This is a genomic window from Parabacteroides sp. AM08-6, assembly GCF_003473295.1.
Classification (GTDB): domain Bacteria; phylum Bacteroidota; class Bacteroidia; order Bacteroidales; family Tannerellaceae; genus Parabacteroides.
The window spans coordinates 176,905-190,839 of the sequence record NZ_QRMP01000002.1 but is presented as its reverse complement, the minus strand read 5'-3'; the positions used below and the strand labels follow the sequence as shown (position 1 = coordinate 190,839).

Sequence of the window (13,935 nt, the reverse complement as noted above, 5' to 3'; positions counted from 1 at the left end):
TTCATCTTCCGTTATTTCATAGATAAAGTACAGACGATGAAGTTACATACATATATATATATACTGTTGGCAGGCATTCTTTCCCTCCTGTTGTTTTCCTGTAAATCCGCTAAACTGAGTGATGCAGAAGAAAAGCAACGGATTGGCGAATACTTTGAAGCCGCCGCCATCTACCGGAAAGTGTACACCAAAACCCCGCTGAGCAAACGCGACCTGCGTGGATATATCGCATTCAGAATGGCCGAATGCAATCGTCTGATAAACAATACTCCACGTGCGACAAGCGCTTACATGAACGCGCTCCGATACGAGTATCCGGACAGCATCGTCAACTTACGCTTGGGGCAAATGTATCAGAAAACAGGAAAATATGGAGAAGCTATAAAGTATTACAACGAATATCTACTTGCCGAACCGGGCAGTTCACTGGCCTTCAACGGTATAACAGGAAGCGAACAAGCGCAGGAATGGCGACAGAACCCTACCCGCTACATCGTGAAACGAATGGAAAAGTTCAATTCGCGACGTGCCGAATTCGGTCCGATGCTTTACGGGGAGAATTACGACCAGCTCTATTTTGCATCCACCCGTACCCCAAAAGGAGCCGGAAAGGATAAGGAGGAAACAATCAATGCAATTACCGGACAGCGAAATAACGACCTTTATTTGGTGAAACAGGACGAGAACGGGATCTGGCAGGCACCGATAGAATTGGAAGATGAAGTGAATACGGAATTTGACGAAGGCACTCCTTCTTTCTCCAGAGACGGAAATACAATGTACTACACCTACTGCGCACAAGACCCGGAGGGGCCGCGCACGGCCGAAATATACATTTCCACCCGCAGTAGCGCCAAATGGGGAAAAGGAAGCCGGGCAGCAATCGTCAAAGATTCAGTCACTGCTTTAGGACATCCCGCCATCTCCCCGGATGGAAAGTATTTATATTTTGTTTCCGATGCAATAGGGGGCTATGGAGGGAAAGACATTTTCCGTTCGCGCGTAATGGGAAACGATTTCGGGCCAATGGAAAACCTTGGACCGGAAATCAATACGCCCGGAGATGAATTGTTCCCGTATGTACGCGACTCCGTTACGCTCTATTTTGCATCCGACGGGCATCCGGGTATGGGAGGATTGGACCTATTCAAGGCGACATTAGACAGTACCGGCAAATGGAATGTGGAAAACATGAAAGCTCCCATCAACTCGATGGGGGATGATTTCGGCATCACATTCGAAGGGAACAAAGAAAAAGGCTTCTTCAGTTCCAACCGGAATGATGCGCGTGGATACGACCATATTTATTCTTTTGAATTACCCATTATCACTGTATTCATCGAAGGGATTGTCTCCGATGTGGACGAAAATCCGATAGAGGATGCCGTAGTCCGCATTGTCGGTAAAGACGGCCTCAACGAAAAAGTGCTGGCAAAAAAAGACGGGACTTACCGTGTTGAACTGGAACGGGACATTAAATACGTCATGATGGCAAGTGCACGCGGTTACCTAAACCAGAATTTTGAATTGAAAACAGGTCCGGAAGAAAAGAATGAAACATACGTAGTGGACTTCTTCCTGTCACCCATCAGTCGCCCCGTGGTAATCGAAAATATCTTTTATGATTATGATAAGGCCACCTTGCGTCCGGAGTCGAAAAAAGCATTGGATGATATGATAAAAATGCTGAACGACAACCCGAATGTGACAATCGAACTGGGAGCACATACCGACCGCAAAGGTTCGGATAAATATAACGAGCGGCTGGCACAGCGCCGTGCGCAATCGGTTGTCGACTACCTGATAGCCGGTGGTATCAAAACCGACCGCCTGGAAGCCAAAGGATATGGTAAAAGCGTTCCGAAAGTAATCAACAAAAAGATGGCGAAAAGTTACGATTTCCTGAAAGAAGGAGATGTCCTGACGGAAGAGTTTATTCTGACACTGACTCCTGAACAACAAGAAATTGCCGACCAGATTAACCGTCGGACTGAATTTAAAGTATTGAGAACAAACTACAATCTGTTTTAATCTATTCAGTACGACTTATCGTCTGTATTTCAGAAAAGGAGATTGGCCATTCTATCGCATTCATCAATGTTTCGAATGTGGCACGACGGTTGAACGATATATTTATACATTCGGAATAAATATCACAAACGGTCAAGGCAAGCAACATTTTCATATTATAATGTATGTTTTTTAAGGTCACAATGCTGACCAGCACCGAAACAGAACGAGCTGCTTCAAAATCCTGTTCGGTCAGTCCGCTCTTCTCTTTCAAAGATTGATAGTGGCGACTATCGGTAATAGAAAAATCGACTCCCATATCCGCCATAATATCCAATAACACCCGACATATCGCAATCCGCTCTGTTTCTTTAAATTCCATACTCACCCTCACAACCGGACTATTCCCCTTTATCCGACAATTATTAATAAAAAAGCGTGGGAACTGTTAATCTATTATTCGAAACTGAGGCATCGCCAAACACCTTTCGGACAAACAATAAACAACAGCCCACGCCCTATTCTATATACTTAGTATATATAACAAGGGTGAGCGCTTAGTTGTCTATTATCTTTGTCCGAAGTGAAAGTTGGCGATTTCCAGTTCCAAAGATAATATCTAAAACGCTTAACGTTATCAATACAAGAAACAGCCGAAACTCAACGGCTTGACTGTTTCATTCGTGTTGCAAAGATATACAAAAACAATGAAACCTATTGTTTGCAAAGAATTATTAACAAGAAAAACAGCTTCCTGATTAGATATATTTTTGTAAATTGCAAAAATTATAAAACTCAAATACCATGAATAAACTTTGCATCCTTTTCTGTATACTGATATCCGCCTGTACACATCAAAAAGATGTATCAATGTCGCTTGAAAATAATCCTGTAATAGAAAAAGGACAGCTACAATCTCTAAGTAAATCAGGATGGTATGTGCCCAACGGATTAGCAAATATCGATTCGGTTGTCTTATATAATAATCAGAAATCAGTACGACTATCAAATGCTCCCGAAGACACAGCAAAAATATCCCAAATATATTACTGGGTGAACACAAGCAGTATCGAAGGGAAAACTGTCCGTTTTTCCGGGAAATACAGATACAAAGGAGCCGATAGCACCCACATGTCCATCGGCATTCAAACAATGGATAAAAATAAAGGTCCGATTAGTACCAATACCGATATCGGGAAACATTCAGGAGATGCTGATTGGACTGATTTTACGGTAGAGGCTACCATGCCTACCTTAACAGAAGGTATAGCCTTTTTTGCCTATATAACCGGGAATAACGAATTTTGGCTAAGCGATTGTCAAGCGTACATAGACAATAAACCGTTGGACAAACTGACCAGCCAAGTATTCCCAGCTGAAAAAGATAACGAATTTGATAATGGCTCAAAAATCTCTCTACCTGCCCCGACACCCCAAATGTTTGAGAACTTGGAAATATTAGGTAAAGTTTGGGGTTTTCTGAAATATTACCACCCGGCTGTAACCAGGGGTAAATATAACTGGGATTACGAGTTATTCCGCATTATGCCCCAAATAGCCCAAGCTCCCGACAAAAAAACAAGAAATAATTTATTGAATAAATGGATTGACCAATTCGGAAAGATAAACAAATCTGCACCTTATATCATAGAGGATTCCAGTAAATATTCACGCATCATTGACTTAAACTGGATAAACAATCAAGAAATATTCGACAAAAAACTAATTTCTAAATTGAATAAAATCAAGGATGCAGAACGAAGTTTAAAATTCAACTACTATTACATACCTTATCAAACAGGTGGAAATATTTCCAGAACGCCGGAAAAAGCATATCCTTCCATTCAATGGAAAGACCAAGGGTTCCGTATTCTTACTTTATTCAGGTTCTGGAACGCAATGGAATATTGTTTTCCTTATCTGGAGATGACGGATAAACCCTGGAACACGCTATTGAAAGAATTTCTACCCAAATTCGTACAGCCGGAGAATAAAGGAAACTATGAATTAGCTATTAACGAGTTAGTTTCATGTATAAACGACTCACACGGCGGTGTAAGCACATCTTCTCAGGATTTGGCAAAAACCATTTTAGGAAGAAGATTCGCTCCCAACATCATAATCTCCACACTGACATTTTCCAAAAGTGGAGATATAGTAGTAGAAGAAGCCCGGACAACCGAACTGGAGAGGGGAGATATTATCCGCTCTATTGATGGAGAAAAAGTAGAAAAAATAATTCAAGACCTGAAACCTTTTGTACCCGCATCAAATCATGCTGTTCTGCTAAGAAATACTTTACCAGATTTATTACGTTCTGATTCCGGTTCTATGCTGGTTACTTGTATACGGGATGGTGAAGAGATAGAATTGAAACTGACAAATTTCGGACGAAACAGACGACACAAACCTCATCAATACAGCGAGGTGAAAAGTGTGGAAGAGTATAATCTGAAGGAAAAAAATATTGCCTACATAAATGTTGCAAATATGGATGGAAAAACAATTTCCGATATAATAACAAATAATAAAGAAGCAAAAGGTGTTATTCTGGATATGAGAAAATATCCGAAGATGGATGCCTATCAGACTTTATACTCGTTATTATGCCCTACCCCTCAGGAATTTATGTGGTTTGCCGCCAATGAAAGAAATGCTCCGGGAAATTACAAAATGCTTCCTCCGGCCGTATTTGGGACAAACAATCCGGATTATTTTAAAGGGAAAGTTGCCATTTTGGTTAATGAAGGTACACAAAGTCATGGAGAGTTTTCATCCATGGCTTACCGGAAAGCACCGCAAAGTGCTGTTATAGGAAGTACCACTGCCGGAGCGGATGGTAACTATAGCTATATATCCCTGCCTGGAAAGAAGCTGGTCACTTTTACAGCTCTTGGAGCCTACTATCCCAATTGGGAAATCTGCCAGCGTAAAGGTGTAAAAATCGATATTGAAGCCAGACCGACCAACGAAGAAATACGAAACGGACAAGATGTCTGGATTGAAAAAGCTATTCAATACATTTCGGAATAAAAAACAAAAGCGATGAGTAAAAAACACTCATCGCTTTTGTTTTTATATTTATCGAGATTTCTTATTTCTCAACAGTGAATTTATAAATACATTCACTGAAATATTTTTCACCCGGACGAAGAACAACGCTCGGGAAAGTAGGCTGATTAGGAGAATCCGGATAATGTTGTGTTTCCAGACACAAAGCACCACGATGCGGATAAATTGTTCCATGTTTGCCTTTATCACCGGCTTTATTCATTGCGTTACCTGCATAAAACTGAATACCCGGTTCGTTTGTATAAACTTCCAGACCTATTCCGCTCTTGGGAGATACCACCTTCGCAGCCAATGTCTTGATATCGCCGTTCGTATTCAATACCCAGTTATGGTCGTAGCCTGTTCCTCTTTCCAACTGAACAAAAGCATCATCGATATGTTCACCTACGGTAATCAACTGACGCAAATCCATCGGAGTACCTTCTACAGACTCTATTGCAGAAGTAGGAATCAGTGTTTCATCTACCGGCACATAAGTATCGGCATTAATCATGATCTTATGGTCCAGAATTTGTGAACCCGGAACACCGGAAAGGTTGAAATAGCTATGATTCGTCAAATTGACAACTGTCGGCTTATCCGTTGTTGCCTCATATTTAATATCAACGGCATTATCATCGGTCAATGTATAAGTCAGTTTGATATTCAGATTTCCCGGGAAACCGGCTTCGCCGTCCGGAGAAAGATAAGTTAATTCCAATGTCTGGTCGTTTACCTGTTTAGCATCCAATACGCGGGTATGATATCCTTCAGGTCCGCCATGCAGACAATGGCCGTTATTATTCTGAGGCAACTGGTACTCAACATCGTCAAGCGTAAACTTACCATTGGCAATACGATTACCGTAACGGCCGATAAACCCTCCGTAATTATTATCAGGATTATCTACGTACTGCTTTATGTTGTCATATCCCAAGACAACATCCGTCATTTTTCCGTTCTTATCCGGAACCATAACCGACACTAAGCGTCCTCCCCAATTAGTAACGCAAGCTTCCGCTCCGTTTTTGTTTTTCAACACATACAAGGCAGTGGGTTTCCCTTGAACTTCAGACACGAAATCCGCCTTCTTTAAGCCGGAAAGGGTAGCCCCTTCTTCTTTTTTTTCAGCGCATGACAACAACACACAGATTGCCATAACAGCCATACATAGTCTCTTCATTTGATACTAAAAATTAATGATTGTTTGATTTGGAGACAAATATACACTCTTTTATGAAAATAGCCACTATCCATACCTCATCTTTTAGTTGCTGTTGTTTTATACGAATCACTTTTGTACATTTGTATCCTGTTATATAAATAAAAATGAAACAATATTTAGAATTGCTCGAACGTGTACTCAGGGAAGGAGTAAAAAAAGAAGATCGCACAGGGACGGGTACTTTCAGCGTGTTCGGCCATCAAATGCGATTCAATCTGGAAGATGGTTTTCCGCTTCTCACCACCAAAAAACTACACCTGAAGTCCATCATATATGAGTTGTTATGGTTTCTGCAAGGAGACACCAATGTGAAATACTTGCAAGAACATGGCGTACGCATCTGGAACGAATGGGCTGACCCGGACGGGAATTTAGGACATATCTATGGTTATCAATGGCGTTCTTGGCCTGACTATAAAGGAGGTTCCATCGACCAGATTAGCGAAGTAGTAAACACAATCAAACACAACCCTGACTCGCGCCGTATTATTGTCAGCGCTTGGAATGTAGGTGATTTGGATAATATGAACCTGCCTCCTTGCCATGCTTTTTTCCAATTTTACGTCGCGAATGGACGTTTAAGCCTACAAATGTATCAACGTAGTGCCGATATATTTCTGGGCGTACCTTTCAACATAGCTTCCTACGCCTTGTTATTGCAAATGATGGCACAGGCAACAGGGCTTAAAGCCGGTGACTTTGTACATACTTTAGGGGATGCACACATTTACCTGAACCACCTTGAACAAGTGAAACTGCAATTAACGCGTGAGCCGCGTGCACTTCCGAAAATGGAAATAAATCCGGAAGTAAAAAGCATTTTCGATTTCCGGTACGAGGATTTCACTCTGACGGGATACGACCCTCACCCTCATATCAAAGGGGAAGTAGCCGTATAACGATAATTTTATTTGATTTTAGAAACAGCAAGTTCTTTTAAATTGATAAGTTTATGAGTACAATTTCGATTGTTGCAGCCATTGCAGATAATAATGCAATCGGCAAGGACAGACAGTTGCTTTGGCGTATGCCGGCAGACATGAAGCGTTTTAAAGACCTGACAACAGGGCACGCCGTTATAATGGGACGTAAAACATTCGAATCTTTGCCAAAAGGAGGACTTCCCAATCGTAAAAATATCGTATTAACAACTTTGCCGGAAGCCGGTTTTGTGAATTGTTTTGCCTGCGAGTCCATGCACGATGCGTTAGATATTTGTGAAAAGGAAGAAGACATCTTCATCATTGGAGGTTCCTTGGTCTACAGACAGGGATTGGGTATAGCAGACAAAATGTATCTGACCCGCATACATGGCGAGTTTCCGGATGCCGATGCTTTTTTTCCGATTGTCAACTGGGACTTATGGGAAGAAGTAGAACATCAGGATTTTCCGGCTGACGAGAAAAATCCGTATCCGTACACATTCCTGACTTTTGTACGTAAAAAATAAAATTACTCCTATTTAACAGTAATTTTACAAGTTTTTGCTCTTTCTTTGTATCTATATGCTAAAGGATGTTTGTTTAACATGTAAACACATATAAATATGAAGATAAGAGCATTTATTATTTTAGCCCTGATTGCATGCGGGATACTGGCAACAGCCTTTTTCGTTCGGGCAAATCATACTTCCGTTGACGAAAAAGCAATAACGGAAGCTATCAAAACTCAAAATACGCCACAACTGATTCAAGCACTCATCACAAAGATGAAAAATCAATTGGAGAAAGATTCCGAGACTTTCCCTGAACTGATAAAAGAAGTCGAAGTCTATACCACACAATGTACTGATTCTGCTTCCGTTGCCATATTGCACTCTATGATTGCAGAAATGTACAAGAGTTACTATATACAAAATCGCTGGGATATAGATGCCCGGACGAATCTGAGTGACTACATCCCCGAAGATATCCGCGAATGGACAAGTAATCTGTTTACGAATAAAATCAGAGAAGAACTGGCCGCTTCCCTTCAACCGGCACATTTACTGCAACAAACACCGGTCAGTAAATTTAATCTCATTTTGAAAAAAGGGAAAGATTCCCCCGAACTTCGTCCTACTTTATATGATTTTCTCGCCTTCCGGGCTATCGATATACAACCGTCTGAAAGTTGGTACAACGATTTGTTGGCATTTCGCCGGACTCAGCCGGACAAAAAAATATTGCTGTTCGACGAACTGGATTATCTGAATTATAAATATATGGACTTAAAATACGATCCTACAAAAAAAGAGACAGCCTTAGACAGTCTTTATCGCCTCTACGGACAAGAGCCTTATGGAGCTGCTATTAGGATTGCACAGTTTAATCTGCTTGAAAGACAGCGTTACATGGGAGATTTGGCTTATCAGGATTCCATGAAAACGGTCATTTATACATTTTGCAAAGAAAATATCGCCCGCTACCCGAATTACGAACGTATCAATATCCTGAAAAACAAAATACAGGAAATGGAACGTCCGGTTTTAAACATACAACAATACAACCAGAATGTATATCCGGGAAAAGCACTCACATTTGTACTCAAATATACCAACACCCCTAAACTGACTGTACGCATTTATGAGAGTCTCCGTCAACCGGAACTTGCATGGAAAAGATTTTATAAACAAACAGAACAAAAACGAGGCAAACTGCTGAATGAATACACTTTCAATTTGAACCTGAAAAACAGTTATCTGGAAGGAGATACGACATTATCCATTCCAATGGATAAGTTAGGTTTGTACGAATTCGTAATAGATGCACCGGGTAAAGGAGTAACTGCAAATGCATGCTTCAGTGTAAGTCGTCTGGCAGCCCTCACCCGTAATCAGGCAAACCAGACGGAAGTCCTTGTAACCGACCTGGAAAGCGGGAAACCTATAGAAGGAGCCACTGTACTCTGTTACCAGACCAATATGAAGAATGGTAATCCGGAAAAAAGTGGCCAAGTAAAAACAGACAAAGACGGAATTGCCGTCTTGCCATCCAAACAGAAAATAGATTTAATTCGTCCAATCTTCCGTGAGGACACAATGGCCGTTGCCACAAATGTTTATCCATACGGTACTTTCCGGCCAAGAAATGAGAATGATAATGTCGAACTTTCAATCTTTACCGACCGGGGGATTTACCGGCCGGGACAAACCTTGTTTTTCAAAGGAATTGCATATGTAAAAGAGACAGACAATCCGCATGTAGTAGCCAATCGCTCTTATACAGTGGTTTTCAGGGATGCCAACAACAAAGAAATAGCCTCGAAAAAATTAACGACCGACAAGTTCGGTTCATTCAACGGGGAATTTACTATTCCTCGGCAGACACTGAGTGGAAATTTTAGCCTTTCATCAGAAAAGGCAAATGTTTATGTAAGAGTGGAAGAATACAAGCGTCCTACATTCAAAGTGAATATTCTCCCGGTCAAAGGAGAAGTTTCATTTGGACAACCGGTTCGGATAGAAGGAACGGCACAAACATTCTCAGGAGTTCCTCTACAAACAGGTGAAGTAAAATGGCAAATCACTCGTCGCCCGTTCTGGATGCGTATCTATATGCCCAACCCGTTCGATTTCACTAACGAACAAGTAGCCAGCGGAACAGCCAATGTGGATGAAAAAGGTAACTTCAACCTGTCATTTATACCGGAACGAACTGCCGGTATCAGTACGCATTCGGTTTTCCAAAGTTATGAAGTAACCGCGACATTGACTGACAGTAAGGGAGAAACACAGGAGGCTCATTATACTTTCTCTGTCGGAGATTCCGGTATCTTATTAACGATTGACCTGAAAAAACAAGAGATGGAACGTGATTCCGCACAAGTAAACATAATAGCCTTTACCATAAATGGAGAAAAAGCAGAGGCAAACGGCACCTATACAATTTACTCGCTGGAAGACAATGCTTCGGGAAAGGATATTTATGGTATCGATAAATATAAAATAAACAAGCAAGTTGCCACTGGTGATTTTACCACGCAACAACCTGTAACCTCTTCCGTATTCAAGGATTTGCCTTCCGGCCGGTATCGCATGGAAGTCAAAGCCAGCGACCGGAACGGAAAACAGGTTTCCACAGAACGAGACTTTATCCTCTACGACCGCAAAGACAAACGCCCACCGGTATTTATGCATACTTGGTTGCTTGAGAACCAAACCACTTGTTTACCCGGAGAAGAAGCCGAATTTGTATTCGGAACCTCCGATAAACAAACATATATTTTGTATGAAATATTCAACAGCGAAGGAAAATGTACCGAGCGCAGATACATACACTTGAACAATGAGAACAAGACTTTCCGTATTCCGTTTAGAGAAGAGTCCGGAAATGGTTTTACCGTATCCTTTACTTTTGTAAAAGACGGAAAAATGTATGTGACGCAAGTTCCGGTAAAACGTCGCCAACCCAATCGTACACTGACGATTCGGCCGGAGACATTCCGTGACCATTTATTGCCGGGAAGCAAAGAAAACTGGACATTCAGAATTACCGATGCAGACTCAACCATTGTTTCCGCCGAAGTTTTAGCCAGCATGTACGACGCATCATTGGACAAACTCCAACCATTTAGCTGGTTTTTTGCTCCTAAACGATATATCAATCTGCCGGCCCCCCGATTCACAGAAGGAAGTGCCTTCAATTATAATGGTATATATGAAAGCGCAAAACTCAAAGAATTACCGGTTTTACAATATAAATATGACCAGATTAACTGGCAAAATGTTTTATCATTAGGACTTCATTATGGAGGAAGCAACCCAGTTTATATGAGGAATGCAGGAGTCATGAAATCACAAGCTGTCGGTGCAGCCGATATGATTATGGAAGACCATGCTGTCTTGGCAGAAAACGTAGTTACTTCCACAGAGGAAGCTGCCCCGATTCCCGCGGAGGCAGAAGCTCAAAACACCTTTGAGCAGGAGGCCGCCAACTTGCAACTTCGTGAAAACTTTGCTGAAACAGCCTTCTTCTATCCTACTTTAGTAACAGATACGGAAGGGGATGTTGCTTTCAGCTTCACAATGCCGGAAAGCAACACAACTTGGAAATTACAACTCCTGGCACAAACGGAAGACTTGAAATATGGTATTTTATCAAAGGAAATCGTGACCAGCAAACCGTTGATGGTCCTCCCGAACCTGCCCCGTTTCCTGCGCGAAGGCGATGAAGTTACTATTTCCACTCAAATCATCAATCAATCAGATGATGTAACGGAAGGACGTGCCCGTCTGGAATTATTCAATCCCAACGATGAACAGCCAGTTGTATGCCTCACCAAATCACAAAAGCCTTTTGCTTTGGAGGCCAACAGTACCACTACAGTCAGCTGGTCACTGACAGTTCCGAATATTCCGGAAGGATTAGTCGGTTGCCGGATTGTTGCCGAATCCGAAAAAGGTAGCGACGGTGAACAATCTCTCATTCCGGTTCTTTCCAATCAAATATTAATTACGGAAAGCACTCCGTTCTATCTGTTCGATAAAAACGAACAAACCATTCAGCTTAAGAAAGGGAGCAAACCGTTCCGTATCACATTAGAAATGACTGCCAATCCGATTTGGTATGCCGTACAAGCATTACCAACAGTCAATCAACCGGACAACGACAATATAATCTCCTGGTTTGCTGCTTACTACAGCAATACACTGGCCAGCTATATAGCAAAAGCCAATCCGCGTATTCAGCAGATTATCAGTCAGTGGAAAGCACAGGGAGGAACCGCTTCCACACTCTATTCAAACCTTCAAAAAAATGAAGAACTTAAGAATATCCTGTTGCAGGAAACACCTTGGGTATTGGCTGCCGACAACGAAACAGAACAGAAACAACGCCTGTCCCTTCTTTTCGACTTAAACCGTGCTTCACAGTTACGGGAGACAGCTTTACAACAATTGCTCAGTCAACAAAAAGAAGACGGTGGATGGGGCTGGTTCAAAGGGATGTATTCCAGCCGGGAAATCACCACTTATATTTTGAAAGGAATGAGCCAACTGACCCAATTAGGAGCTATCCAATATAATCAACAGGAAAAGGAAATGCAGATGAAAGCACTCAATTTCCTGGATAAACAAATACAACAGGATTATGAATCTTTGCAGAAGAATAAGAATTACCTTACAAAATATGTACTTGAACCGCAAATTATCGATTACCTGTTTACCCGTAGTGCTTATCGTGATATTCCGGAGTTGGGCAGTGCACGTGAAGCCATCCGTTTCTTTACGGCCAACGCAGAAAAGAACTGGGATAAATTCTCTTTATACGGTAGAGGAGAAGTGGCTATGCTTATGTACCGGAACGGTAAAAAAGAAGTCACCAATTCCATCCTGGCTTGGTTGCGCAAAACGGCTACAACCTCACCAGAAAAAGGAATGTATTGGGCAAACAATAGAAGAGATAACGGCTTCTTCCTTTCGCCTATCGACACACATTGCCTGTTAATGTCCGTCTTCCAGGAAATATCGCCTAACCAGAAAGAAACAGAACGCATGAAGCAGTGGCTTCTTAATCAGAAACAAACCCAAAATTGGGAGTCGGTTCCGGCCACAGTAAATGCGATTTATGCCTTACTGTTGACAGGCAACGACTGGCTGAACAGCAACAACACCTGTACAGTTCAATGGGGCAAGCAGACATATAGTACTTCTCAAAGCGAAACAGCTACCGGATACCTGAAAGTAGCTTTATCGGACGAAAAAGAAATCGCTTCCGGAGGAAACACTCTTTCCATCCGAAAAGAAGATTCCGCACCTGCATGGGGAGCTGTTTACGAACAATACTTCGAGAACATCAATCAGGTAAAAAAACAAAAAGGAATATTAAATGTTGAAAAAAAATTATTTATCGAAACGAATAATGGAACCGAACGGCAATTGCGTCCGGTAACACAGGAACAGCCGCTAAAAGTAGGAGACAAAGTGATTGTTCGACTGACTATCCGCACAGACCGCGAAATGGATTATGTATTCCTGAAAGACCTGCGCGCAGGCTGTTTTGAAACGGCCAGCCAACTTTCCGGCTCCAATTACAGAGACGGTGTTTGGTACTATCAGTCACCTACGGATATTTCGGAAAACTTCTTCTTTACCCGCCTTCCCAAAGGGACTTACGTACTGGAATATGCGGTTTACGCTTCCCGTACCGGACAGTATGTGGGAGGCATCAGCACCATTCAATGTCTGTATGCACCGGAGTTTGTTTCTCATACGGAAGGTAATGAGGTGGAAGTCAAATAAAAAATGCTTATATTTGTGGCATATAAACAATAGCTAAATAAAAGAAAGATGAAACAGATTATTTTTATTTTTATGGCAATCCTGCTGGCTACAGGAATGGCTTCGGCCGAGAAGAAGGCTGTTATTTCAGCAAAAGAAACGTCTTACGACTTTGGCACAATCAAAGAAGCAGACGGGAAAGTATCGCACACATTTAAAATAGAAAACACCGGAGATAAACCTCTGGTTATAACCCGCGTAATTGCTTCTTGCGGTTGTACAACTCCGGAATGGACTAAAGAACCGATTGCCCCTGGGAAAACAGGAGAGATTACAATCACTTACAATCCCAAAGGCCGTGTCGCCCCATTTACCAAAACAGTATCCGTATATAGTAATGGGAAAGTCGGAAGCTTCATCCTTACTATCCGGGGAGTAGTTGAAGAATAAC

At 41.8% G+C, this 13,935-nt stretch carries 8 protein-coding genes; 6 read left to right on the top strand and 2 right to left on the bottom strand.

Annotated elements, in window-relative coordinates:
* The first annotated feature begins 36 nt into the window (after positions 1–36).
* The gene (locus DW103_RS02620) at positions 37–2,031 is read left to right on the top strand and encodes an OmpA family protein (protein WP_122274109.1); all 1,995 of its coding nucleotides are present in this window, start codon (positions 37–39) and stop codon (positions 2,029–2,031) included.
* A gap of 1 nt (position 2,032) precedes the next feature.
* Here DW103_RS02620 and DW103_RS02615 read toward each other — a convergent pair whose 3' ends face one another.
* Positions 2,033–2,392: a hypothetical protein gene (locus tag DW103_RS02615; protein ID WP_122274108.1), complete on the bottom strand. Its 360-nt coding sequence runs from the start codon at positions 2,390–2,392 to the stop codon at positions 2,033–2,035.
* 422 nt (positions 2,393–2,814) lie between these two features.
* On the opposite strand from DW103_RS02615, the gene DW103_RS02610 reads away from it, so the two are divergent.
* Positions 2,815–5,043: a S41 family peptidase gene (locus DW103_RS02610; RefSeq protein WP_122274107.1), complete on the top strand. Its 2,229-nt coding sequence runs from the start codon at positions 2,815–2,817 to the stop codon at positions 5,041–5,043.
* 61 nt (positions 5,044–5,104) lie between these two features.
* Here DW103_RS02610 and DW103_RS02605 read toward each other — a convergent pair whose 3' ends face one another.
* Positions 5,105–6,244 (bottom strand): aldose epimerase family protein, encoded by a 1,140-nt coding sequence (locus tag DW103_RS02605; RefSeq protein WP_122274106.1) that lies wholly within the window; start codon positions 6,242–6,244, stop codon positions 5,105–5,107.
* Positions 6,245–6,390: 146 nt separating this feature from the next.
* On the opposite strand from DW103_RS02605, the gene DW103_RS02600 reads away from it, so the two are divergent.
* The 4 genes from DW103_RS02600 to DW103_RS02585 all read left to right on the top strand — a co-directional run bounded on the left by DW103_RS02600 (position 6,391) and on the right by DW103_RS02585 (position 13,934).
* Positions 6,391–7,185 (top strand): thymidylate synthase, encoded by a 795-nt coding sequence (locus DW103_RS02600; RefSeq protein WP_122274105.1) that lies wholly within the window; start codon positions 6,391–6,393, stop codon positions 7,183–7,185.
* 53 nt (positions 7,186–7,238) lie between these two features.
* A complete protein-coding gene (locus DW103_RS02595) occupies positions 7,239–7,736 on the top strand; it encodes a dihydrofolate reductase (protein ID WP_122274104.1) in 498 nt (165 codons plus the stop codon).
* Positions 7,737–7,832: 96 nt separating this feature from the next.
* Positions 7,833–13,505 carry an alpha-2-macroglobulin gene (locus DW103_RS02590; RefSeq protein WP_122274103.1) on the top strand — a complete coding sequence of 1,891 codons (5,673 nt, stop codon included), beginning with the start codon at positions 7,833–7,835 and terminating at the stop codon, positions 13,503–13,505.
* A 48-nt stretch (positions 13,506–13,553) separates the two neighbouring features.
* On the top strand, positions 13,554–13,934 hold the full coding sequence (locus tag DW103_RS02585; protein ID WP_122274102.1) for a DUF1573 domain-containing protein: 381 nt from the start codon (positions 13,554–13,556) through the stop codon (positions 13,932–13,934).
* The last annotated feature ends 1 nt before the right edge of the window (position 13,935 follow it).